Raw genomic sequence first — 23,936 nt, 5'->3', positions numbered from 1 at the left:
GTCGGGCTTTCATACACGTCTTGTACATATATTTTTACCTGTTCAAAGTAGAATTAGCTACTATACGCGAGGCTTTCTACTTTCAGATGATGGTCTGCTGCTGCTAGGTGCTTTACCACCGCTACTACGACGACGGTCATCACTGCTACGACGACCACCTTCTGAACGGCCGCCACCACGATAGTTGCTACCACCGCTACGACGATCACCACTACCACGGCGTGGACCACCACCGCGCTTATCATCACCGAAAGGACGGCGTTTTTTAGAGCGAAGAGGTGCCTCTTCGGTCAAACGAATTGGAGTTACATCAGGCTCTTTTGTCAGCATTTTCAAAGCTGCTGCCACCAACGTAACAGAATCATTTTGTTGAAGCAAGGATTCAGCCAAACCATGGTAATCACGGTAGTTTTCTTCACCGATTACAGACAACAATTTGTCAACTGTAATGCGCTGTGCGCCTTCAATTGCTTCCGTCATTGTTGGTACAGGACGACGATTCATTTTGCGCTTTGTAACTTGTTCAATCATACGCAAGTGATCGATCTCACGAGATGTTACAAAAGTGGTCGCAACACCTGTTTTACCTGCACGACCTGTACGGCCAATACGGTGAACATAGCTCTCAGGATCTTGAGGAATATCAAAGTTGAACACGTGCGTTACACCACTGATATCCAATCCGCGAGCTGCTACATCTGTTGCAACTAGAATGTCGATGGTACCTTCTTTGAACTGACGAAGAACACTATCGCGTTTCGCTTGTGTTAAGTCACCATGGATACCTTCTGCAGAGTAACCGCGTTTGTTCAATGCTTCGCTCAATTCATCTACACGACGCTTTGTACGACCAAACACAATTGCTAATTCTGGAGATTCAATATCCAACATGCGAGTCATTACATCAAACTTCGATTTTTCTTGAACTTCCATGTATACTTGCTCGATGTTTGGAACCGTTACTTCTTTTGCTTTCACGGTAATTTTTTCTGGGTTTTTAAGATAGCGTTGTGCCAAAGATTCGATCTGGCGTGGCATTGTTGCTGAGAACAACAAAGTTTGACGCTCGTCTGGGATTTGCTCTAAAATGCTTTCGATTTCTTCAATGAAACCCATGTTTAGCATTTCATCAGCTTCATCCAATACCAAGGTTTGGATATTTTGTAGACGGATTGTGCGACGGTTGATGTGGTCAATTAGACGACCTGGAGTTGCAACGATAACGTGGGGGTTCTTTTTCAATGCGCGCATTTGACGCATGATATCCTGTCCACCATAGATTGGCAAGGTTTTAATACCTGTGTATTGACCCAGCTTGATCAATTCCTCAGATACCTGTACAGCCAACTCACGAGTTGGAGCAAGTACAATCCCTTGAATGTGGTTAGAAGCGGTATCGATCTTTTCAATCATTGGGATACCGAATGCTACGGTTTTCCCTGTTCCTGTTTGTGCTTGACCGATCAAGTCTTTTCCTTGTAGTGCAACTGGAATGGTTAAAGCCTGGATTGGAGTCGCTTCCTCAAAACCCATGTTACTAATGGATCGAAGTACGGATGGACTCAATCCTAGTTCATTAAATGTAGCCAAATTTTTTCAATCTCCTTTGTTTACGGATGAAATCCTAAATGCTTTTATACATAATAAGTGCCAGAAGACGTAACATCTATAGTTTGCCACTTTATTGTGTATATAAGCCTCTTATATTTTATTTGCTTCTGATAAACCTATCAGTGGAATGATCGTCTGTAAGCACTCGTTTTTCACAAAAAAAAGCATTAAGCAGAATTCACACTTAATGCCTGCACATTCTCGTGTTTTATAAAAAAATGGCATTAAAAAGATGGAACAACAAGTCCATCGCCATTGGTTACTCGCGAATTTCCCACGGATATAGGCGTTTCATCGCAACGTATTAACAATATCATGTCTTTTGATGAAAAGCAACTAATTACAACCGAAGGAACCCTTTTACATTGCTTGATCAAATGGGAACTATGTACTTTAACACCATAATAAAATGAAGTGTAGTTCCTGCCATAACGAACAGATGGAATATCTCATGAAACCCAAAACGGTTGGGGAAAAAATCAAAAATTTTAGTCGCATAGATGATGGCACCTATGGTGTACATTACGCCACCAATAATAATTAGGGCAATGGCTCCGACCGGTAAGTGATTGATTAGTTGGACAAATGGAACGACTGCAATCCAGCCCAATGTCACATAAAATGCTGTAGAAACATAGCGCGGTGCATTAATATAAAAAATTTTCAGGAACATTCCAATCAACGCCAACGCCCAAACTGCACCGAGCATACTCCATTTCCAGCCACCCGTTAAGCCATAGTAAAAAACTGGCGTATACGAGCCTGCAATGAGGAAATAAATAGCCATGTGGTCAATTTTTTTTAACATCATTTCTTTTGCTGGCGTTGTCTTCACCCAATGGTATAAGGAGCTTGCGCCAAATAACAAGATGACACTAACCCCAAAGACTGTTAAAGTGATCAGCTTGGAAACGCTGTGACGGGACAAAACGATCAAAAATACGAGACCAACAATACCAGCCAGGAACGTAATAAAATGCGTCCATGTATTAACAGGTTCTTTCATTTTCCAAAAGCGTTTCATCTTTCCTATCTCCCTTCCTTCGTATCGGACTTGCATAATAATAAGCCCTATTGTATCACTCCATAAGCACGCCGAATAGAAATACTTTCATTTTTAACAAAACATTCATCTTCACCAATAAGATACTTCTTGCGATGTGCTTGGGTTACTGTGGTTTTACTTGCTATTGCGGTACAATATCTGTAAATCAACGGTTTAGAGAAAGGAAGACAGAAATATGGCTCAAACCTTCATGATACTAGGCGGCATAGGTGGTCTTCTATCCGTAGCTCTAGGAGCATTCGCAGCTCATGGTTTGAAAGGGAAACTCAGCAATAACATGCTTGCCAATTTTCAAACCGGTGCACAATATCAGATGTACCATTCCCTTGCTTTAGTGATCATAGCGATATTGGTAAAAGTTCTTGGGACAAGTACACTACTTACTGCTGCTGGATGGTTGTTTGTGGTGGGCATCGTACTCTTTTCTGGAAGCTTATATGCGCTCAGCTTGTCAGGTATTCGTAAGCTTGGTGCCATTACCCCACTCGGTGGACTTGCTTTTCTAGCAGGATGGACTTGCCTACTACTTTGTGGAGTTACTTGGTCCGCATAACTGTTTTTCGATAAATAAAAAACTTGCAGATAATACCTAATTTTTGTATTATTTTTCCATGTCCATTAAATCAATCAATGATAACCAGCGAATAAAAATTTTAAAAGCGCTGGCAGATGAGACACGCCTGCAGATCATTCGGGTTCTTTTTCAAAAAGAACAAGAGGCAAAGTGTGGAGAGGTCGGTGAACTTTGTCATATGTCTAAATCTAATGCCTCTTATCATTTTCGAACCTTGCGAGAAGCGGGACTCATCCATATGCGTAGCGAAGGTCAGTCTAAATTTTTACGTATTAAACAAGAAACTTTTGAACAATATTTACCTTCATTCCTCGATACCTTATAGGGAGAGAGGAATTTTTTGTTCATTACTTCAATACTTATGGAACTATTCAGCACCTTGCTATCCAGAGACGACGTCTAAATCAATCTGTACTGAAAAAAACATACGAATCGGGGTATTTCTTAGCTCCCGATCCGTATACTTGTTTTCTTCAATATCGGTGACAGTTTCATCGCCTATGAACCCTTCGAAATAGAGAAAAGAAGCGGTTCAATGTCGTCAAGAGTGGAGAAAATAGCCTCAAAACGTTTGGGAGGTTCTAAGTCGAATAATTCTTGTATAGCAAAGAATGGGTTTGTCAGAACCGACTTAGTAACTCTGGAAGATATCTATATAGACTGCGATATCAAACGATAGAGCGAAGTTTTGCAGATTCGAAAGAACTGCATGGACTTCGCTACTGCCGCTTACGGGGAAAAGCAAATGTACAGGAGCAGGCGCTACTGACGGCAACTGTACAGAATATAAAAAAGATCGCTCTTCACCTCACTAAGAGTAGCTAAGGTAGAGAACGATCTTTTTTAATGCACTTCGTGCAACGAGAACAATCAAATACTGCTTGAGGTTAAAAAATAAATGGGTTTCTCCACAGTCTGAGGAGCTCAAGTTTATTTGAGCTCCTTTTTGTTATCACAATCATATTTTCTTATTTGCTGCTCTTCCCAAAAATCTCTTCTTGCAGACGACGACCTGTCGGTGTTGCTGCAAGTCCACCTTCAGCTGTTTCACGAAGTGCTACTGGCATTGTTTGTCCGATTCTAAACATCGCTTCAATAACTTCATCACATGGAATTGTACTAGTTACACCAGCTAGCGATAAATCAGCTGCAATCATAGCATTTGATGCCCCCGCTGCATTACGTTTTACACAAGGTACTTCTACAAGCCCAGCAACTGGGTCACATACTAAACCAAGCATATTCTTTAAGGCAATTGCCATAGCTGTAGCTGCTTGATCTGGCGTTCCACCAGCCATTTCAACAGCAGCAGCAGCTGCCATTCCACTTGCTGAACCAACTTCAGCTTGACATCCTCCAGCCGCGCCAGAAATACAAGCATTGTTTGCAACAACCATACCAAAAGCTCCTGCTGTAAATAAAAATTCAATCATTTCGTCACGTGTTGGCTGCAATTTTTCTTTCAGTGCAAACAGTACACCTGGTACTGTTCCAGCTGATCCTGCTGTTGGTGTTGCACAAATGATTCCCATCGCTGTATTTACTTCATTTGTTGCAACTGCTTTACTCACCGCATCCAAAATCGTATGTCCAGATAAGCCTTTTCCGCTCTTCATGTACTCTTTAACTTTCACAGCATCACCGCCTGTTAAACCTGTCGGTGACTTCACTCCTCGAATACCACGTTCTACGGCTTGCTCCATCACGATTAAATTCTTTTCCATTCCGGCAAGCACTTCTTCACGCGTGATACTTCTTGTCTCTATTTCACATTTAATCATAATTTCTGCAATTTTTACATTTTGTTCTTTAGCTTGCGCCACTAGTTCCGCTGCGTTCCGAAACATGCGTGTTCCCCCTGTAATTAATCCATAATGGTTACTTGACAAATATTTGATTGCTCTTTTATTTCCTCAATCATTTCGTCTGCTAATAATTCATCTGTTTCAATGACCATAAGCGCTCTTCTTCCTTTTTCCTTACGTGAAACACTCATCGTACTGATATTAACTTCATGTTTCGCAAGTATAGAAGATACAGATGCAATTGCTCCAAAGCGATCGTTATTTACAATAAGAAGTGCCGGACTTGTTCCTGATAGCTGAAGATCAAATCCATTTAACTCCACAACTTCAATCTTGCCGCCACCTATTGAACAAGCAACGACTTCGATTTCTTCTTCTCCTTTATACAGACGAATTCTCGCTGTATTTGGATGTGGAGCATTTGCTTCTTCTTCAATAAATTCCACTTCAATTTCGTGCTCTTTTGCAATTTCTAACGCATTTGGAATTCGTGTATCATCCGTTTCAAATCCTAATATTCCACCAATTAACGCTACATCAGTCCCGTGACCACGATATGTTTTTGCAAACGATCCATATAACGAAATCTTAACTCTCTCCGGTTCGTGACGAAACAGTTGACGAGCAACTTGCCCCATTCTTGCCGCACCTGCTGTATGTGAACTTGACGGGCCAATCATAACCGGACCAATAATATCAAATACTGTGCGATATTTCATCATAATTCCCACCTAAACTTTTATGATTAAAATTACTTACTACTATTCTATTAAACTGCCGGATCTATTGCTTTTCCAGCCGTACCACGAATTTGCTCCGCTGTACGAATTGGATAGTTTTTGAATAACAGTGAGCCAATATATCCTGAAATAATACCAGATACCATAATACATAAGAAACATAATGTTACTTTCACTGGATCATTGAACCCGTACATAACCATAAGTCCTGCAATTGGCGTTGCTGTTCCTGTTGCATTATTAATAAGATCAAACATTGAAATAATAACTCCCGCTGTTGCTCCACCAATAAAGTTTGTTACATAAACCGGAATTGGATTTGCTGAAATTAGATCCGCTTGCGTTAATGGTTCAATCGCAACTGCAATTGTCGTACGCTTATCTCCAAACTTCATTCGTTTAAAGAATACGTAGTTCATAAAGGATGAACTTGTTACCGCTAATGCACCAATTGCCATCGGTAACCCTGTTAATCCAAGCAATGCTGTTAATGCCATTGAGCTTAACGGTGCAGTTGCAACGACTGTAATAATACCACCTAGTATAATTCCCATAATAATTGGATTTGCATCAGTTGATGATGTAATAACTCCACCGATTTGCTGCAATGTTGCTGTTACAATCGGATCCATTCCTTTTGCAATTAATCTTGTTAATGGTGCTGCAATTACAATACAAGCAATTAAATCTAATCCTTCTGGTATGCGTTTTTCAATTTGTTTTACTAAAAATGATATAAGATAACCAGCAATAAACCCTGGAAGCAATCCAAATTTTAACACAGAAGCCCCTACAAGCATGGCATAAACAGGTGATACGCCCATCGCTAATGCAACTAAAGTTGCACCAGCTACGCCGCCTAGACTACCGGCAGATTCCCCAACCTCTTTTAAAAATGGTATACCGATTAAATCACCACCAACGTATAGCTGAAAAGCTTCAACTAAGAAACTAGCAACTGCTGCACTTGCTAAAGCTCCCATTGCCTTCATACCGTTTGGTGCTTTAAAACTAAAGAGTGAAAAAAGACTTAGTACAAATAATAGTAATATCGTTCCCTTAAGAATCTCCATGATTTCATCTTCCTTTTAATCAATTTTGTTATGAAAAATGACTAAAATGCACTTTAAATTATGATGAATTGTAATACGCCTCTCATTATAGCTCGTTTTTTAGGAAACGCTTACTTTTAGTGAATTTTAAAACTTCTGAATTAAAAACCTTCTACCTTTCTTATATTAATGCTATATAAAAAAACAGCGACAGCCTCGGACGAGAAAACAAAGTCCTAGACTACAGCTGTTTTTTGAACTATCTAATCCGTTAGTGAAGGGATTCACGTTTCTATTCCTTCTTATATATTCTCCTCTTTTACCTTGAAGTATCTATTGCCAGATCCAGGTTTTTACAGCCCTCTCTTTAAATTTACCAATCATGCCCCGTAGCCATCAATGTTCTTTAAGAACAAAATTATTTTATACTTGTGTGAGAAAAAATTTTTTCTAATACGTTATATAAGGTGTAAAAGCGCTCCGGTGTTATGGAAGAATGTATTAACGTTGTTTTTCTTTCGATTTGGAACAATTCGGACAAGTTCAATGGGGATTCGAACGATTTTAAGAAATGGATTTGCGCCGTTGCAAAATTCAAGTCTATTGATTATTACAGAAAGGCCAGTAAGAAAATGGAACCCACCTCCAATTACATGGAATTAAATGCAGGGATTTCTGCTGAAGATGAGCTAATCATGTTGGAAAACAGAACCGAGCTTATTAACCTAATTAACCATCTTGAGCCTGTTGAGCGGGATATTTTCATCATGAAGTTCTTTCTTGGTTTCAAGACCGAGGACATTTCGACAAAGCTCGGCTTGACCAAGGCCTCGGTAGACAATCGAATTTATCGAGGGAAGAAGAAACTGAGCAAAAGAGCCAGAAACCTCATGTTAGGAGAGAACGGAATATGAAAGATATCTACGAATTGTTGAACGACGCTAGCATTGACGCAAACGAATTCGAGGAGATGGAAGTTACTGAGCTCGAAAAGGTCAAAGTTAAAAGCGCCTTAAAGAAATCGATAAGCAAGAAGAAGATGGGTTGGAAAAACAATGTCGCGGTGGCTTCCTTAATGGTCGCCTTGTCGGCTACAACACTGGGATTGGCTTTCCCCGCTTTCGCAAACGGCATTCCTGTCATCGGAGACATCTTCAGATATTTGGACACCGGAATAACAGGACTTCACGACAATTACAAGGAATATTCCACCGAGATGAACATGGCAAAAGAAAGCAATGGCATCAAAGTAACGATAAACGATGCGATCTTTGACGGGGAAACCGTGTCGTTAACGTTTTCCATAGAAAGTGAACAAGACTTAGGCGAAAATCCCACTACGCGAGGCAACCCCGACCTCGAAGGGTCCCGAGGGATCGCAGGACTTTCTAAAATTTCAAAAGTCGGTGAAAACCAATATGTGGGTCTGTATCAAGCCACAGACCTAACCAATAGCGTAGACGATACGTTGGGAATAACGTGGGATCTGGACAGTATTATCGTCCCAGACAAACAGGAAGAAATTAAAGGCGACTGGAAATTTGAATTTACTTTAAACGCTACGAATAGCGATACCCAACTAATCGGCCAAAGCGTAGAGCAAAGCAGAGTAAAGGTGAACCTAGACAAAATATCCATCACCCCAATGTCCTTTATCGTTTGTTACGACCAAGAGGTATCCGAGATTGTAAGAAACAAATGGCACGGGGTCGATGTTGAATTGGAAGTCAAGGATGATTTGGGGAATGCCTACTCAGGCCAAGGTAATGGTGGAACAGGCAGTGATTCTTATAATATCAGCTGGAGCAAAACTTTCGGAAAACTGGATCCGAATGCGTCGAAGCTTATTGTAACTCCTCACGTCACCTTAAGAAGTTATAATTCTGAAAACTATACTTCCGTTGAGCTGATGGGGAATGGACCAAAGCTACTTCCATTACCAACTAAACTCGGAACAGGGAAAGAAGAGTTTGTCCTGAATGACATTGTTATTGAACTAAAGAATTGAACCTCTCATGGCTAAAGCCACGAGATTCCTGCGCTATCACATCCAACGAAGTGAGAATTAGCAGGCTATCCCCGTAGTCCCTACGGTTATTGAAAAAAAGTGTACGTTGGACTCTTCTCTCTGACCTACTGCTTGGTTTTCGCTTTTCGGTCAGAGAGGACGAAGGTGCTTGAATGTTTTACGCCACAAAGCATTCCTTATGGCAACCCCATACATTCAGTTTTCGAAGAAGCTAACTTATAAAATAAGTTAGCTTCTTTATTCTATTATCCTTGTTTCAAAGTTCGCTTCAGGAATTCTTTCGTCCGTTCTTGTGTCGGCTGATTGAAGATGCGCTGTGGTGTGCCTTCTTCGGCAATGACGCCTTTATCCATGAATACGACACGACTGGATACTTCCTTTGCAAATTCCATTTCGTGTGTGACAATCAGCATTGTGAGTCCTGTTTCAGCAAGCTCTTTCATTACCTTAAGTACTTCTCCGACCATCTCTGGATCAAGTGCTGATGTTGGCTCGTCAAACAGCATCACATCAGGCTCCATAGAAAGGGCTCTTGCGATAGCAACCCGCTGTTTTTGTCCACCGGAAAGCTGTCTAGGCTTTGCATTTACATAAGAATCCATGCCTACCTCTTTCAAATATTTGAGGGCGATTTTTTCCGCCTCTTCTTTTGATCTTTTCAATACTTTTACTTGTCCTACTACACAATTTCCAAGGACATTGTGATTATTGAATAAATTAAATTGCTGGAATACCATGCCCAGCCTTCTCCGGTAAAGATGAACATCGTGCTTATCATCAAGAATGTTCTCACCTTTACAGATTATTTTACCGCCGTTCGGTTTTTCTAATAGATTCACACATCGGAGCAGTGTGGACTTGCCCGCCCCTGATGAACCGATGATTGAAACGACTTCTCCCTTGTTTACTGAAAAGTTTATATCCTTTAATATTTCATGGCTTCCAAAGGATTTGCTTAAGCCTTGAATATCAATGACTGTCTCCATTTTATACCCTCCTCTCTCAGCTACATTCCTGGTGTATGATTGGCTTTACGCTTAATATCTTCCGCCGTGTCAATTTGACTGGCAGTAATCATATAATTATCCGAGCCATCCAATTTTCTTTCAAAATAACGCAAGATAAGCGTAATTGAATAAGTCATCACAAAATAGATAATGCATGCGATAAAGAACGATTCGAAATATCTAAAGTTATTGCCTGATACCGTTTTTGTCTGGAAGAATAACTCTGTAACAGAGATTACACTTAGAACAGCGGTATCTTTAATATTTATGATAAATTGATTCCCGGTAGCAGGAAGTATATTGCGGATCACCTGAGGCAAGACGACATTCATCATCGTTTGAATATGGTTCATCCCAATAGCCTGCGCCGCTTCAAATTGACCTTTATCAACGGATATAATTCCCCCGCGGACGATTTCAGCCATATAGGCACCAGTATTAATCGAAACAATGACTACACCTGCGATAATCGGATTTATATGCCAGCCAAATGCTAATGCAGCTCCGTAGAATATGGCCATCGCTTGCACGATCATCGGTGTTCCTCGGAAAAATTCAATATACATTGATAAGATTACGTTCAAGGTTTTTAGGAAAAACCGTTTTACTCCCCGTCCAGGCATTGGTATCGTGCGAATGATACCTGCCAGCAGCCCAATAATCGCACCAACGATTGTCCCTATTAAAGCAATTAGAAGGGTAATTCCTGCACCGCGCAGAAACATCGGCCAGTTTTGCTCAGCGATTCTTATCATCCAATCTAAGCTCATACTTCTTGTAACCTCCTTAAACACTGAAGCCGACTACATCAACATGCAGCCAGCTTCATCATTATTATTTTGCTGCTGGCTGATTCTTAATGGCAGCATCCATAATATTGATTCGATCTTCCTCTGAGATACCTGCTAGTATTTCATTTATTTTTTCTGTAAGTTTACTATTTTTTGCTAAGCCTACTGCAATGGCTGTATCATCTTCTGATGTCTTAAAGCCTTCTGTAAATTCTACCATCGCAAAGTTATCATTTGCTGCTGAAGCACTTACTCCTTCAGGACGTTCAGATACATAACCATCAATTACGCCTGATTCTAAGGCCACACGCATCGCCGGGAAGCTATCCATTGCCGGTCGCTGTGAAACGCCATCAATCTGGTTGATGACTGAATAGTGGAATGTGTTCAATTGAGCTGTAACCTTTGCCCCTTTGAAATCCTGTATAGAAGAAGCATTTTCATATTCTCCGCCTTTTTTAACGACCATCACTAAATCTGATTTGTAATAGTTATCAGAAAAATCAATCGTTTTCTTGCGCTCATCAGTTGGTGACATCCCTGCTAAAATTACATCAATTTTGCCAGAGGTTAAGGCAGGAACAAGTCCATCCCATTCAGTTTTAACAATGACTAGCTCTTTCCCTAATCCTTCAGCAATCTTCTTGGCGATTTCCACATCATACCCGCCTGCGTATTCTACATTGCCATCAATTTTTACACCGCCGTTTGCATCATCCATTTGTGTCCAATTAAATGGTGCATAGCCTGCTTCAAGACCTACTTTAAATGTGCCGCCCTCTGAAGAGTCTCCTGAACTACCAGAATCACTTGTCCCGCATGCTGCTAATAAAATACTAGCTATCAATGTGATAGCCGCAAATAAAGATAACTTTTTTCTCATATTATTTTCCCCCTTTATTTATTATATTAGTTAGATATTCAAAATATAAAAAAGTATACAAAAAAGACCCGAGATGAACTCAGGTCTTTAACATATACCGCTAACCTAAATCCTCTGCCTTTCCCATTTGAGATAGTTCACCTCAATAAACCGGGTCGTTTATTGAGACAGTCCTGCAACTCTTAACTGCAGACCCAATATGCAATATTTAAGGATACTGCATATTTCGGCGACATTTCCTTCTCTCTAGCATCTAAGCTCCTTACGCTCCGCTAAAGACTGTTAAATACCGCGCCTCTACCTCACCAGAAAAAGTGAGGTTATATTCAGTTATTAATATAAGGCTACAATAATATGATTGGATCTGTCAATACGGAATGATAATAGTTTTAGTCCTATCTCCTTTTAACTGCGAAAAATAAGGCTCTATTAATAATAGTTAAATAATTCCTATTGATATACCTAGTACTACGAGGAGCATGCTAATTCCCCACATCCAGAAAAGAGAGTAGCGGATATGACGTCCCATTTCCAGACCGGCTAAACCTAACGCAAGCCAAAGAGCTGGTGAAAGCGGGCTCACAAACGTACCGACGATATTTCCGATAACCATGGCGTACGCAGTGGATAAAGAAGCGACTCCAAAGCTGGCAGCAATTTGATCTACCACTGGAAGCAGCGCAAAGTAATACGCATCTGTACTTAATATTAAATCAAACGGCACAGCTAACAAACCGACGATAATATGCAGGTAAGGAGCAATGGTTCCTGGAAGTACCTTAACGACGTCATTGGCAATTGCATTGAGCATTCCTGTCCCATTTAGTATTCCTAAGAATAAGCCAGCTGCAAGAATGATAGATGCCATTGTAAGAGCATTTGGTGCATGTGCACGCAATCTATCCATCTGATCATTTACCTTTAAGAAGTTAAGCGGCAATGCAATACTTACCCCTATCATGAAAGCCAAGCCTGCTGGGATGATTCCTGCCACAAGCACACCAACTACCGTTAATGCTAAAAAAGCATTTATCCAAAGTAATTTAGGACGAGCCAAATCGTTTTCCTGCTCAGACTTGATTGAAGCATCCTGTTCTTCTACTGCTTCTTCAAGAGATGCTGCAGACTCTAACGAACCATAATTCCTGATGATTTTTCTCTTCTCCCTCATGCCTAGAAGAACTGCTAAAGCAATCATTAGAATCATACCGATGATTTGGATAGGAATAAGCGGTTTCCATAATTCCGTGACATCCATTTCTAAGACTGAAGCTGTTCGTCCTAAAGGACCAGCCCACGGAATCATATTCATGATACTTGCACTTCCCCCTACTAATAGGAGTAACAAATATGGATTCATTTTTAAACGCTTATAAACTGGTAAAAGCGCAGGAATGGTAATTAAAAATGTCGAAGCACCAGATCCATCTAAATGGGCAATCGCTGCCACTAAAACTGTTCCGACACTAACTGTGATCACATTTCCCTGTGAAAAAACAACCATTTTATTAATTAATGGATCAAAGAGTCCAACATCTTGCATAATTCCAAAAAAGATAATAGCAAAAATAAACATAATCGCAACATTTATGACAGAGCTTACGCCGCTTCCAAAAAAACTTCCAATTTCTACGAAACTATAACCCGCCATTAATGCGCCTAGTAACGGTGGTATAACCATTGCAACAATCGGAATCACTTTTCCGCTGATAAGCAATGTGACAATAATTAAAATAGTAATAAGACCAATCAAACTAAGACTCAAAATGATATCCCCTTTCCGTGATAGCAACTTTTCACACTTAACCTCATTCCATATAGAATGAATGCGTTTACAATTCAGTGTAAAAATTATCGTTTTAGATTAGTATGAAATTATCACGGATGCAGCGGAGTATAAATATTCTGAACATAAAAACAATATTTTTTCATTTTAATGATTTTGTTCATAAGTTTCACAGATTATATATCTTCGTTCCGGCCTTCCTACAGTACCATAGATGAGCTTCGTTTTTACCACTTTTAGAGAAACTAAATATTCTAAATAACGCCGCGCAGTAGAACGGCTAATGCCTAGCTCGGAACTTAATTCAACAGCCGTAATTCCACCAATTTCCGTTTTTGTGAATAAGCGATGAATCTTATTCAAAGTAAGAGAGTCAATTCCTTTAGGGAGATCTGCATCAACCCTTGCGGAAGAATCAGGAATACGACGAAAGCCAAATAAAGCATCTATATCACCTTGTTCCATTTCCTTCTTGGATAACAGGATGCCCCGGTATTCTTTATATTTTAATAATGTTTGACTAAAGCGCTCCTCATCTACAGGCTTTACGATATAATCAAACACGCCGCCGCGAAGAGATTCCTGAATAGACTTTACTTCCTTTTCAGCAGTGACGATGATGATATCAGCTTCATGGTAAGAATGACGAATCTGCCAGAATAATTCCATTCCTTCTACATTGGGTATATATAAATCCAATAAAAAGATATCCGGAATAGTTTCACTACTTTCAAGATAATCTAACATTTCTTTTCTGCTCTTTACTATTTTTTGAACGGCAAAGCCAGCTGTTTTTTCAACATATTGACGATTAATATCAGCCACTCTAAAATCATCCTCGATAATAAGTACATAAAATATTTCCTTCACAGCTATCCCCTTCAATCCTTTGGTATGATGATAATAAAACAAGCTCCTCCGAGTTCTCCTTCTTCTAAAAAAATCTCACCGCGAGCACTATTTAGCATCAGCTTCGTAAGAGCTAGGCCTGTTCCTCTATGGTTGCCCTTCTTAGTTGAAAATCCTTGTTCAAAGATGCGAGTGATATTCTTTTCAGCCACCCCCGAACCCGAATCTTCAATTTCAAAAATACAATCGTCCCCAATATCAGTAAAAAAGATTGAAACCTTACGCTGACCGCCTTCCTTTTGTTTTACCGACTCCAATGCATTTTCAATCACGTTACCCAACGCAGTTAAAAGCACATCCTGCTTCACCTCTGAAAATGGATAATCTAACCTGCTGTCTGGATGAATGACCATAGAAATGCCAAGCTGATTTGCTTGGTTAAACTTCCCTTGAAATAATGCCTGAATAAGAGGGTCAGCTACTTTTTCCGATAAAAACTTCAACCTATCTTGCTGGATATTACTTTCTTTTTTTATAAAATCTATCACCTCATTTTTTCGATTGTTTTGCACTAACCCAAGTATGATATGCAGTTTATTGGAGTACTCATGTGTTTGTGCCCGCTGCGCATTAGCATATTGTTTAATTCTAGAAAGTTCCTCTGTCACTTTTTCTAACTCCGTTTTTTTACGGAAAGTATAGACAATCCCCGTGAATGCATCTTCACTAAAAATGGGTGTCTGATTGACAAGAACGACATCTTCACCAAGCACCATTTCCCGGTTAAAAAATCGGCTTCTATGTTTCACATACGCATCAATATCTAGTGAAGGAACAATCACTTTAATTAATGAGCCCACATAATTCATTTGTTTCTGCGCCAATTGTGTGAACAGAATGTCTTTGGCCGCTTTATTAATAGCCGTAATTGCCCCATTATTATCCACTGCAATAATTCCTTCATGTGTTGACTGTAAAATAGTTTCCTTCTGAAGATACAAATGAGAAATCTCCTCAGGCTCCATATCATGCAATAATCCTTTTATATAATAAGCAATAAAGATAGCTCCAGAAATTCCCAATAGAATTATAATACTTAATGTTAACCATAATGATTTACTTTGGTCCGCAACAATTCTTTGTATATCATTATTGAGAAAACCAACAGACACTACCCCCACAATCTTCCCTTCAAAGAAAATTGGCACTTTTCCCCGAATCGATACCCCTAGCGTTCCTTCCTTCTTTGATTCATAGGACTCGCCATGAAGCAAGGCCCTATCATTATCGCCTCCTACCATTTTCTCCCCAATATAGCTCGGATTAGGATGTGAATATCTAATTTCTTCCGTATCCCCAACAACAATAAATTCTGCTCCTGACTCCTGCTGTATCGGCTGAACGATATCTTGAATCACTAAAGAGGGCTCTTCCAATTTAAAAGCTTCTCTAATTTCCGGTATATTCGCTACACTATGTGCAAGACTTAAGGCTCTTTTTCCTATTTGCTCTTCAGCCATATTCAATATAAAACGTTCTAGAAATACAGCAAAAATAATACATATTCCAATAATCAAAAAACTGATGAGCAAGATCATCTTCAGCTTTAAATTAAATTTTATATTAGAAAACCGCTTCATTTTTTCATACTCCTAAAAGTTGAAAGTATTATTTTTCAGCTATGGTTAAAATAATTGCATTAATTCTTCTCGGATCCGGCGCACCACATCACCAAGCGTCAAATCAGTACCATCACTCATCGCTGAAATTCTAGAAAATTCTGCGTCAGGAACTGAACAACTGGCATCAAAGTAGATTCTCTACATTATAAGAAATAAACTCTGGAAAATCATCCAGAAAATCATCAGGGAATACTTTACATATCAGATTTTTACTCAAAATTTCATATAAAAACTCCGTCATTGATAACGGATACTCGTAGTTTTTGGATCTCGAATCATAGGTTAGCAATAAGATTAACATTTTCATCGTTCACAAAAGGGGTTAGAATCCACAAAAAATCATCTATACCACCCGTTCCATACAAACTTATAAACTGTTTATAATCAGATGGAAATTTTGTCCCAATGATCTCTTCAATTTCCTTCCAGCCGTGCACCCCCTCTGTGTTGAATGGTTTAGCTGGGAGCGTTAGGACAAATTGACAGTTTTTTTATGGACATAATTAATCCTTTCTGGACACCGCATCCTCTTCAATCCGAAGGTAATGACTTTATTTTCACAGAACAGTTCCGTTTATACGTTATACGTTTTTCACAATAAAGCAAAAGAAAAAAGCATTACCACAAGCATGTCCCGTAAGGGAAATTGCCATGATAATGCTGTTATTGAATCCTTCTACTCCTCGCTAAAGTCGGAAGAATTCGCCTGTTCGTTTGGGAGGTTTTAAGTCGAATAATTCTTGTATATCAAATAGGCTTCCTTGTTTTATAATAGACACTGGGAGTCATCACCACTTTCTTAAGTTTAGATCGCACTTAACTCATGATACTAAACCTTTATTTTTGCATGAGCGTGTTATAAAAGACTTAATGACTGAACAGGCACCTGTTGGCGTAACCACTTCACCTCTTCGCTCAATACTTTGGCTGGGTTTGGGCCAAACCATTCAATAGAAGCAAAATGCTCTGTCTTGGCAATAACATCTAGAATAGAACTATAGTCTACTGCCCCATATGCTAAAGGTACAATTCCTTCTCGACTTCCACTTGGTGAATACACGTTATTAGGCTGAAAAACACCGAGATGCTCAGAAGAAACGATATTTTTCAAATGATAGTGGCGCACCCATGGTTGTAGCTTTTCAAAGCTTTCAATTGGATCAGCGCCAGATTCCCAGACATGCAGAAAATCGAGATTGATTGCCATTGATTTATGATTAATTTCTTCTAGTAAAGTCAGCGTCGAGGGCAAGTCATCAGTCAGTGTGTTGGGGTGGGTCTCTAAAAGCAATTCCATCCCATTATCACCGCAAAGATCGCATAGTTCGCTCAAATGCTTTACATATAGCGCACGCTCATTGGCAGATACCTCAACACTTGCCTTCTGCCCAGCAAACGTCCGTATTCGATTGACCCCTAACCATTTAGCTAAGGAGATCAACCGTTTGCCTTTATCCAATGTTTTTGAGAATGGTTGGTGTGAAGATATATCTAAATAGTCGCTGAGCATCGATACCTGCATGTCGTGTTTTGCTAAGGTCCGAAGCTGTTCTTCTGCTTTTTCTCGATCCCCATCATACAAGTGCTGAGCGTGAATACCCCATAATTCGATACCGTCAAAATCATGATACCTAGCATATTCAACCATATCGGCAAAAGAGATTAGCTGATGGCGAAAAGAAATTGTGCATAGCGAGAATTTCATCTATCTTACCTCCATTCCTCTTCATTTAGGGTCACAGCTTCTCTATCTATCAGCGTCCACTGTACGAACTGTCTCTCTAGTTCTTCCTTAATTTGTAGCTCAATCGCGTCTGCTTCATCCAGAGCCTCGATGATAGGCGGTAGCAGTGCTAGATTTTTAGTCATAGACATTTTAACTGCCAGATATTGTGCCGTTGTAAAAGCCTGTACAACATCTTCAATTTGATAGGCCAACCGTAAAAATTCATCACGGGAATATTGTAAATAATCTTTAAAAAATAGAAACGCATACTCATAACTATATTTACGAATCGCAATCACTTTCACCTGTTTTACAGCCGGTAGTAGCATATCGAGAGAATATCCATTCTTCTCCTCTGCCATATCTGTGATTAGTGCTTTCAGACTGCTGGTAAATTCATTGTGATTCCGCTGAAATGTGGCATGGAAGTACTGCTCACTCTTTTCATAGGAAGGTGCTACGATATCCCTAGCATCAAACAAATAGCCGCCTCCGAATGGATTTTGCAAAAAAGCTTCTATGACCGTTGACTTTTTTACATTTCCCTCCCAACGAAAATCTGGGTCGAACATAAACCACTCGTCCTCGTTCTCTGTTTTAGAAATCATCAAAAAATGAGGAAACGGTTTTAGGGCGAACTTATTATCACGTTCGGGTATAAGTGACATGTCAATCTGTACAAGCACAAACTGATGCTCATTGTGAGAATCAAGTAACTCTAAAAAGGTTTGCAAATTACTTTCTTTTTCTTTATCAGAATCGTACCATTCCTGTACTTTGGCACTAAAAAGGTGTTCAAATCCATTTATAATTGGTTCATGATTGTCCGTATAGTAGGTAAGAACCCCATCTTCCTTCTTAACAAAATCAGCATCCCAGACACCAAAATAATAGGGCCGGTAGTCCACATGAGTGTATCGTTTGATTACTTCACAAAAGCAACTAATTAAGCAATGAACCTTAATCATGAAATCCCCCTGAGCTGTCCGTATTGGTACAAAATCGATAGAATCTATTTATTAGTAGCAGGCGATAGAGCATTAGAGCTAACTGGCTGCAACTGCTCGATAAAGTCAAGCAATGACCCAACAGTAAGAAAAGTTCGTGGGTCCAGTTCTTTTGCCGGAACCATCAATTGCAAATCTTCCTCAATATAAACAATCAACTGAAGGAGCATGATCGAATCAATCAATAAATCTTCCTGTAAACGCATGGATTCATCTAAGTTGACAACGTGAGTCAATTTTAGCTTTTTCGTAACTATCTCTTTTATCTGTTCTATTCTTTCCTCACGCTTCATGAACAACTTCCTCCATTTCTAACAAGCGACGACTTACTTTACCGTTTGCCGTTTTCGGGATACTCCCTACACATTGAATTTCAAAAGGAACCTTGTAGGCTGGTAACCTTGGTAAACACCAGTCCCGAATAACAGTCGAGGTAATACTCGCATCAGCTACAACCATCGCTTTAACGACCTCACCCATCACAGGATGCTGCCCTCGATAGACAACAGCCTCTCTGACTCCATCCATTTTCAGGATCATTTCCTCTACTTCCATGGGGAACACCTTTAGGCCTGATACATTAATCACGTCATCTATCCGTGCAACAAATTGAATATGACCTATTTGCGACCAATACCCTAAATCCTGCGTATAGATTGTCTTATTATTAATCGTCGCAGTAATTTCTGCCGGACTCTCTGTGTCCATACCTGCCGTCAGAGTCACATGTGACAAGGGCTTACCCAAGTCTACATGAGAGGTCATCTGTTCACTGATACTAATACATCCCGTCTCCGAACAACCATACTGTTGCATCATCGTATCAGTCATACCTTGTAGCTTAGTAAATAATTGCTCCGGCATGGGCGCACCTGAAGTCATGATTCGATGAAAACGAACAGCTTCGCTCGTAAAACTGGATAAAACATGAAACAGCAGTGGGACTCCATAAACAATGTGTTGTGGCGTCTTTTTAATGACTCCCCAAGCAAATTTTGGGTTCTTATGAGTGACCACCATTGGTTTGCTACCCCGTTCCAAGCTAGCTAATACCCCGCAGATCAAACCGTATGAATGGGTAACGGGAGCCATTACAATCGGAATTAGTCCCTCATATGCACTAAATATCTGGTTATAAGCAGTCATTTCTATCTTAATTTCCTTCCAACTACGCCTTACCAACTTTGGCTGGCCAGTCGTTCCCGAGCTGTATTGATAAATAGAAGGTTCATCCTCCGTCGCACCCTCATGTGGGACAAGTACAAAGTTCTCAGGGACGTGATAGATAAGCCCATAGCATTGACCATCCACAGCCATTCGAAAAGCTGTCTCTTCTGGCGTTTCACCATGAATGAGCAAAACAGAACCACCATTGTCACGCAAATAGAGCACGAGACTTATGATGTCTAAAGCATCCGACAAGCATAAGGCATACCTCCTTCCCTCTGGTTGTTGGAAATGAGGCATTCCTAGATATGCTAGCAATCGGGCATCAAATTGATCTGAACCGACTTCATTTTCATTGATGATCAACATTATTTATCCCCTCCGACAGACATAGCTCGCAGGCTTTCTCTAGCTTGGTATAGGGCATTGGGCACTTGGTGCAAGTGCATCACGGTATCCGAATAAAGGCGTCGCTTGGTCAATTGTTCCGCCATGATGCTTGGAACGAATAATTGAAACAGCTCAAATCGCTCTTTTAACTCAGGGAAACGTCTTTGGTGTTGCTCTATCATTTGAACAATCATCATCCAAAACTTACTTTCAGCAAAATCATAATGTTCTGCCATCATAAGCGCCAATTGGCCTACATTTATTAAAAATAGCGTTTCCAACGTCAAATCTCGTACAAGGGAAGGATCATCCATGTGAAACATGACATTAGGCTCCACAGTTGCATAAAATTCATGTACATTCGCAAAATCAGGGCATGCCTCTGGTTCATTCAAATATGGTTTGCAGTAAATTAGGTCTTCATGGAAATCCTTTAATGCGACCCGGACAGGAATACCATTGCGATGAATCAGTACCATATTTTGTGCATGTGACTCCAGCGCAATTCCGTGCTTAACCAGTAGGTGGACGACTGGTAGGATGCTTTTCTCCACCAATTGTCTTAGCCAATTCTCTATACCATGCTCGCGAATCCACGGATCAATAAACGGAACTCCATCCAATTCTTTGGCAGATAAAGCATTAAATGGGACAGCTTCTTCTTCAGGCTCTAAGTATTGATGTAAGCTTTCTCTCCACATGCATCCGATCACACCAAAAGTCACCATCTCTACCAAATCTGCTGGAGGTGGTGGATCATAGCAAACTGTCGCAAATTCACCAAGCATAACCAACTTGATCTCGTCTTTGAGATAGGGGTCTGTATCCCGCATCCCCTTCAGCCAACGCGAAATAAGTGGTGCACTAGCAAGCGAATGTGGAGTTAAGTGACGAGCCGCAGAAGTATTGACCACATTTATCGCTAGCTTCACATAAGGCTTGTTAGGATTGGTACGGTTGGCAAACGTACGAATTGATTGTTGTGGCCGATAACGATCGTCTGAAAGCCCTAGTTCCACAATTCTTTTGGCATGTAAATCAGCCTGAAAAGCGGGGATGATATGCTTGCGCCACTGCCACGGATGCACCGGTAACATGTCATACTTCTCTGGGTCGCATCCTTGCTGTTTTAACACCGAACGAAAAGCTTCTCTCTGTTCTACTCCCAATTCATCCATAAATAATTGTTGAGAATCCATATCCTGATCTGTTTTTACATGAGCATACTGCTTATGTATCGCTATCCATAATAGCTGCATTTCCTGTTTGAACTCTGGTCCATATGCGTAATGATCAAGGTAATCAAAGCCTAGACGAGATTTGTAACTAGGATGATAAGGATGACCGTCCATCAAGTCACCTTCCAGCTCATCGTAAGCCTTTTCCTTTAGCCAAACATTCCGTTCTGCCCGACTATACTGCGCCAATGTATCTTTTAACAGGGTTTGTTCCAGCTCCTGAGCAAATGAGGCTAGCATTTGCTCGTTCACGTCTCTTTTGCGGAACACATCCATTAAAAAGCGCGTAAGAGACTCTGCCTCCCGCTCATTCTTGCTATCGACACGCATCAGCGGTTTAGATGGCAATAGCCGAATCATTCCGAATGTGATAGTTCGTCGCGCCCAGCATTGATAAGCTACTGGTTGATCGTGTTCATCCCACCCCGTTATGGTGATACGTGTGGATTTTTCTTCTAGCTGTGTTTCAGGGGTCAGAATTCCTTCATAGATCATGGATTCAATACACTGGCGAAACACTCTTCTTCGCACCTGCAAGTATTGTTCGGAGCGAATGGCTTCACCAATGTTTACGTCGCAGTCAGTTACTTGCATTACCAAAGCCTCCATTATTAACGGTCATTTCCGTTTCGTTATCGTAGCGCCAGTTGATTTAACGTTTCCAGTTCTTTCTCACGCTGGCTTGCTTTTGCTAGCGGATTATCAATCTGAACAAAAATAGCAGAGGTGATCTCCTCACTTTCCAATTCGTCCACATCATAAAAACGGGTAAGTAAATTTGCCTTGCAAGCAAGCTTTTCAGATGTCAGCAGGCTTTGTAGAAATTGAGATGGCTCTCGGTTTAATGGCAAAAACTCTTGTAAAACGGTACGCATCTCATCTAGTAATTGCTGTTCATCTATTAATCCTGCTGAACCAAAGCCGTTAATGAGACCAAACATATGATTAAAAATCAGATAATAACGTAACCGCTCGTCCACCAAGCTGTCTTCCGTTACGTTTCTACTCTTTTCACCAAGATTCGGAATACTCCGCGACAGCAATTCCTTCATTGATTGGCAATAATAATATCCTTGATTATCCCTGTAATAAAATTGGCTTGGATATCCGTCTTGAAGCTTGACGATACTATTCTGCTGATGAGCCTCTAAGCCAATTCCCCACTTTAGATAAAGCCATACCATTGGCTTGAGTGAAATTTCTAGATAACGCCGGAACCAATCTATACTTACCTCCGCAGGCGTCCGCCCCTCCTGCCTAGCAAGCTGTAGAATAATAACAGCCAGTCTACTTTGTTGTCCTGGTAATGGGTCTTGGATTAGAGCAGCCAGCACAGTGGTATTCTCTGCCTCACTTCCCTGAAAGGGATTCGTGCGTAAGATAACCTCAAATCCTGATTCATCCTGCTCGTCCAGCTTGAGTGTGATGTAAGCAGGATCGTGTATAAAAGCAAACCCCGGAAATTTTTTGCTCATATCTTTTGTAAATGTATCCAAAACCTTTTTTGCTTCTACTCCACTTTCTAACTCTGATAGTTTGTTAACACGTAAAGAATTGGTCACCTTAACAGGCATAGAAAGCTTTATCATAAAGCCTTTATCTGGATGGTAGACCGTTCGCAAAGAAGAAGTAGCTTGATAGGATTCACCTAGAGGACCTACATTGTGCAACAAACCACGCTTGATGTACTTCTGAACAGGTTGTTGTTCTAACAACCATTCTGCTTGTAAGGGATGAAGGGGGATAAGCGAGTAACTATCATTGCTTACGAACTGTTTTACGCCTTCCAGATCTAGCACTCCCTGCCCCAGCTCTGTCTTGATTATCTCAGTAGCGGATTGATCCATTCCTGATCCTTCTAAAACCAAAGAGTGATGGGCTGCAAAATAGTGTAGAGCGAATGCCCCTTTTTGCTCTGGCGAATAGACAGCCTGCTTGGCATCAGGAATACCTTGACGGCTTTTTGGCGTAGGATGGAAAAGATGTCCAAAGAGCAACGCTTGCTCAGCAGTAATGAAATCCATTTCAAAGCCATACAGCTCTTCCCCGTCGTCGTAACGAGCCGCTAAATACCTCTCCATATTTTGGCAACTCTGAATGACTCGCAACACCAATTCGTCTGGCACTGCCTTGGTACCATGCTGTAACGACAGTTCCTTAACCAGTAATACGGTCATTGTGACATAGTCTGCTACAACCAATGGCGCCTCTGCTCCACTCTGATAAAAGGCAGGGTAGTCAAACAGATGCCTTCCTGTTGGCGATTGATAGCTGGCCTTGACGTACAAATCCATTCTCTGAGACACCAACGGCACATGAAGATGCATTTCTCCATTTGTCGTCGTCCACCTACCATTTCCTGTTTCCCGGAGATAGCAGTTCAGAAAGCTTTGCATAGCTGCGTGTTCGGCAATATCTTTAACATGCTTCATATTGCATCTCCTTTTGCTTGCTACGCTTTTTTTGCCATAAAAGTAGATATTTAGGTTATTTAAGAAAAAATGAAAGTTCTCAAATATAAATGTAAACGATT

21 protein-coding genes and 3 pseudogenes are annotated in these 23,936 nt (G+C 40.5%); 6 read left to right on the top strand and 18 right to left on the bottom strand.

The features are described from left to right. Positions 1-60 precede the first annotated feature (60 nt). On the bottom strand, positions 61-1,590 hold the full coding sequence (locus EEL30_10725) for a DEAD/DEAH box helicase (protein ID QDX92736.1): 1,530 nt from the start codon (positions 1,588-1,590) through the stop codon (positions 61-63). 394 nt (positions 1,591-1,984) lie between these two features. Beyond that, positions 1,985-2,635, bottom strand: coding sequence for a hemolysin III family protein (locus EEL30_10720; GenBank protein ID QDX92735.1), 651 nt, complete (start codon positions 2,633-2,635; stop codon positions 1,985-1,987). Between the two features lie 217 nt (positions 2,636-2,852). Between EEL30_10720 and EEL30_10715 the strand changes: the two genes are divergently transcribed. The 3 genes and pseudogenes from EEL30_10715 to EEL30_10705 all read left to right on the top strand — a co-directional run bounded on the left by EEL30_10715 (position 2,853) and on the right by EEL30_10705 (position 4,076). Then, on the top strand, positions 2,853-3,230 hold the full coding sequence (locus EEL30_10715; protein ID QDX92734.1) for a DUF423 domain-containing protein: 378 nt from the start codon (positions 2,853-2,855) through the stop codon (positions 3,228-3,230). Beyond that, a pseudogene (locus EEL30_10710) lies at positions 3,208-3,576 on the top strand (ArsR family transcriptional regulator). The gene EEL30_10715 and the pseudogene EEL30_10710 overlap by 23 nt, the downstream one beginning before the upstream one ends. A 278-nt stretch (positions 3,577-3,854) precedes the next feature. Beyond that, a pseudogene (locus EEL30_10705) lies at positions 3,855-4,076 on the top strand (IS5/IS1182 family transposase). A 143-nt stretch (positions 4,077-4,219) separates the two neighbouring features. On the opposite strand, the gene sdaAA reads toward EEL30_10705, so the two are convergent. From sdaAA to EEL30_10690, 3 genes are read right to left on the bottom strand one after another with little or no spacing between them, the layout of a single operon-like run. Next, entirely contained in the window at positions 4,220-5,098 is an 879-nt protein-coding gene (gene sdaAA / locus EEL30_10700; protein ID QDX92733.1) for an L-serine ammonia-lyase, iron-sulfur-dependent, subunit alpha, read from the bottom strand. Between the two features lie 17 nt (positions 5,099-5,115). Then, entirely contained in the window at positions 5,116-5,775 is a 660-nt protein-coding gene (gene sdaAB / locus EEL30_10695) for an L-serine ammonia-lyase, iron-sulfur-dependent, subunit beta (GenBank protein QDX92732.1), read from the bottom strand. Positions 5,776-5,825: 50 nt separating this feature from the next. Further along, positions 5,826-6,869, bottom strand: coding sequence for a transcriptional regulator (locus EEL30_10690; GenBank protein ID QDX92731.1), 1,044 nt, complete (start codon positions 6,867-6,869; stop codon positions 5,826-5,828). Between the two features lie 467 nt (positions 6,870-7,336). Between EEL30_10690 and EEL30_10685 the strand changes: the two genes are divergently transcribed. Together EEL30_10685 and EEL30_10680 are read left to right on the top strand one after the other, a co-directional pair. After that, on the top strand, positions 7,337-7,762 hold the full coding sequence (locus EEL30_10685) for a sigma-70 family RNA polymerase sigma factor (protein QDX92730.1): 426 nt from the start codon (positions 7,337-7,339) through the stop codon (positions 7,760-7,762). Next, positions 7,759-8,856 (top strand): DUF4179 domain-containing protein, encoded by a 1,098-nt coding sequence (locus EEL30_10680; protein QDX92729.1) that lies wholly within the window; start codon positions 7,759-7,761, stop codon positions 8,854-8,856. Before EEL30_10685 ends, EEL30_10680 begins: the two co-directional genes overlap by 4 nt. A 266-nt stretch (positions 8,857-9,122) precedes the next feature. Here the strand turns inward: EEL30_10680 and EEL30_10675 are convergent, their stop codons facing one another. The 7 genes and pseudogenes from EEL30_10675 to EEL30_10645 form a co-directional block, all read right to left on the bottom strand. Next, positions 9,123-9,863, bottom strand: a complete 741-nt coding sequence (locus EEL30_10675) for an amino acid ABC transporter ATP-binding protein (GenBank protein ID QDX92728.1) — start codon at positions 9,861-9,863, stop codon at positions 9,123-9,125. A 20-nt stretch (positions 9,864-9,883) separates the two neighbouring features. Further along, positions 9,884-10,654 carry an amino acid ABC transporter permease gene (locus tag EEL30_10670; GenBank protein QDX92727.1) on the bottom strand — a complete coding sequence of 257 codons (771 nt, stop codon included), beginning with the start codon at positions 10,652-10,654 and terminating at the stop codon, positions 9,884-9,886. A 64-nt stretch (positions 10,655-10,718) separates the two neighbouring features. Beyond that, entirely contained in the window at positions 10,719-11,558 is an 840-nt protein-coding gene (locus tag EEL30_10665; GenBank protein ID QDX92726.1) for an ABC transporter substrate-binding protein, read from the bottom strand. Between the two features lie 439 nt (positions 11,559-11,997). Next, positions 11,998-13,323, bottom strand: a complete 1,326-nt coding sequence (locus EEL30_10660) for a citrate transporter (protein QDX92725.1) — start codon at positions 13,321-13,323, stop codon at positions 11,998-12,000. Between the two features lie 168 nt (positions 13,324-13,491). Then, the gene (locus tag EEL30_10655) at positions 13,492-14,214 is read right to left on the bottom strand and encodes a response regulator (GenBank protein QDX95735.1); all 723 of its coding nucleotides are present in this window, start codon (positions 14,212-14,214) and stop codon (positions 13,492-13,494) included. An 11-nt stretch (positions 14,215-14,225) separates the two neighbouring features. Then, a complete protein-coding gene (locus EEL30_10650; protein ID QDX92724.1) occupies positions 14,226-15,833 on the bottom strand; it encodes a sensor histidine kinase in 1,608 nt (535 codons plus the stop codon). Between the two features lie 166 nt (positions 15,834-15,999). Continuing rightward, positions 16,000-16,312, bottom strand: a pseudogene (locus EEL30_10645) (hypothetical protein). Between the two features lie 108 nt (positions 16,313-16,420). Between EEL30_10645 and EEL30_10640 the strand changes: the two are divergent. Continuing rightward, a complete protein-coding gene (locus tag EEL30_10640) occupies positions 16,421-16,603 on the top strand; it encodes a transposase (GenBank protein ID QDX92723.1) in 183 nt (60 codons plus the stop codon). 128 nt (positions 16,604-16,731) lie between these two features. Here the strand turns inward: EEL30_10640 and EEL30_10635 are convergent, their stop codons facing one another. Genes EEL30_10635 through EEL30_10610 form a run of 6 tightly spaced genes read right to left on the bottom strand, consistent with a single transcriptional unit; the run spans position 16,732 to position 23,835 of the window. Then, positions 16,732-17,580: a sugar phosphate isomerase/epimerase gene (locus EEL30_10635; protein QDX92722.1), complete on the bottom strand. Its 849-nt coding sequence runs from the start codon at positions 17,578-17,580 to the stop codon at positions 16,732-16,734. A gap of 5 nt (positions 17,581-17,585) precedes the next feature. Beyond that, entirely contained in the window at positions 17,586-18,569 is a 984-nt protein-coding gene (locus EEL30_10630; GenBank protein QDX92721.1) for a Petrobactin biosynthesis protein AsbE, read from the bottom strand. Positions 18,570-18,613: 44 nt separating this feature from the next. Further along, complete coding sequence (gene asbD, locus EEL30_10625) at positions 18,614-18,901, bottom strand: petrobactin biosynthesis protein AsbD (GenBank protein ID QDX92720.1); 288 nt, start codon at positions 18,899-18,901, stop codon at positions 18,614-18,616. Then, entirely contained in the window at positions 18,891-20,144 is a 1,254-nt protein-coding gene (locus EEL30_10620) for an acyl-CoA synthetase (GenBank protein ID QDX92719.1), read from the bottom strand. Before EEL30_10620 ends, asbD begins: the two co-directional genes overlap by 11 nt. Next, positions 20,144-21,997, bottom strand: coding sequence for a siderophore biosynthesis protein (locus EEL30_10615; protein ID QDX92718.1), 1,854 nt, complete (start codon positions 21,995-21,997; stop codon positions 20,144-20,146). The genes EEL30_10620 and EEL30_10615 overlap by 1 nt, the downstream gene beginning before the upstream one ends. A gap of 38 nt (positions 21,998-22,035) precedes the next feature. After that, the gene (locus tag EEL30_10610) at positions 22,036-23,835 is read right to left on the bottom strand and encodes an IucA/IucC family siderophore biosynthesis protein (protein ID QDX92717.1); all 1,800 of its coding nucleotides are present in this window, start codon (positions 23,833-23,835) and stop codon (positions 22,036-22,038) included. Between the last annotated feature and the right edge of the window lie 101 nt (positions 23,836-23,936).

The sequence above is a fragment of the Brevibacillus laterosporus genome (genome assembly GCA_007833815.1).
Classification (GTDB): domain Bacteria; phylum Bacillota; class Bacilli; order Brevibacillales; family Brevibacillaceae; genus Brevibacillus_B; species Brevibacillus_B laterosporus_D.
Note: the sequence above shows the minus strand (reverse complement) of the source record. Positions and strands in the feature narration are given on the sequence as shown.

Excerpts from the sequence above, each read along its gene's own strand:
- EEL30_10720 (QDX92735.1), bottom strand. The coding sequence starts at position 2,635 with ATGAAACGCTTTTGGAAAATGAAAGAACCTGTTAATACATGGACGCAT.
- EEL30_10715 (QDX92734.1), top strand. The coding sequence starts at position 2,853 with ATGGCTCAAACCTTCATGATACTAGGCGGCATAGGTGGTCTTCTATCC.
- sdaAA (QDX92733.1), bottom strand. The coding sequence starts at position 5,098 with ATGTTTCGGAACGCAGCGGAACTAGTGGCGCAAGCTAAAGAACAAAAT.
- sdaAB (QDX92732.1), bottom strand. The coding sequence starts at position 5,775 with ATGAAATATCGCACAGTATTTGATATTATTGGTCCGGTTATGATTGGC.
- EEL30_10690 (QDX92731.1), bottom strand. The coding sequence starts at position 6,869 with ATGGAGATTCTTAAGGGAACGATATTACTATTATTTGTACTAAGTCTT.
- EEL30_10685 (QDX92730.1), top strand. The coding sequence starts at position 7,337 with ATGGAAGAATGTATTAACGTTGTTTTTCTTTCGATTTGGAACAATTCG.
- EEL30_10680 (QDX92729.1), top strand. The coding sequence starts at position 7,759 with ATGAAAGATATCTACGAATTGTTGAACGACGCTAGCATTGACGCAAAC.
- EEL30_10675 (QDX92728.1), bottom strand. The coding sequence starts at position 9,863 with ATGGAGACAGTCATTGATATTCAAGGCTTAAGCAAATCCTTTGGAAGC.
- EEL30_10670 (QDX92727.1), bottom strand. The coding sequence starts at position 10,654 with ATGAGCTTAGATTGGATGATAAGAATCGCTGAGCAAAACTGGCCGATG.
- EEL30_10665 (QDX92726.1), bottom strand. The coding sequence starts at position 11,558 with ATGAGAAAAAAGTTATCTTTATTTGCGGCTATCACATTGATAGCTAGT.
- EEL30_10650 (QDX92724.1), bottom strand. The coding sequence starts at position 15,833 with ATGAAGCGGTTTTCTAATATAAAATTTAATTTAAAGCTGAAGATGATC.
- EEL30_10640 (QDX92723.1), top strand. The coding sequence starts at position 16,421 with ATGACTTTATTTTCACAGAACAGTTCCGTTTATACGTTATACGTTTTT.
- EEL30_10635 (QDX92722.1), bottom strand. The coding sequence starts at position 17,580 with ATGAAATTCTCGCTATGCACAATTTCTTTTCGCCATCAGCTAATCTCT.
- EEL30_10630 (QDX92721.1), bottom strand. The coding sequence starts at position 18,569 with ATGATTAAGGTTCATTGCTTAATTAGTTGCTTTTGTGAAGTAATCAAA.
- asbD (QDX92720.1), bottom strand. The coding sequence starts at position 18,901 with ATGAAGCGTGAGGAAAGAATAGAACAGATAAAAGAGATAGTTACGAAA.
- EEL30_10620 (QDX92719.1), bottom strand. The coding sequence starts at position 20,144 with ATGTTGATCATCAATGAAAATGAAGTCGGTTCAGATCAATTTGATGCC.
- EEL30_10615 (QDX92718.1), bottom strand. The coding sequence starts at position 21,997 with ATGCAAGTAACTGACTGCGACGTAAACATTGGTGAAGCCATTCGCTCC.
- EEL30_10610 (QDX92717.1), bottom strand. The coding sequence starts at position 23,835 with ATGAAGCATGTTAAAGATATTGCCGAACACGCAGCTATGCAAAGCTTT.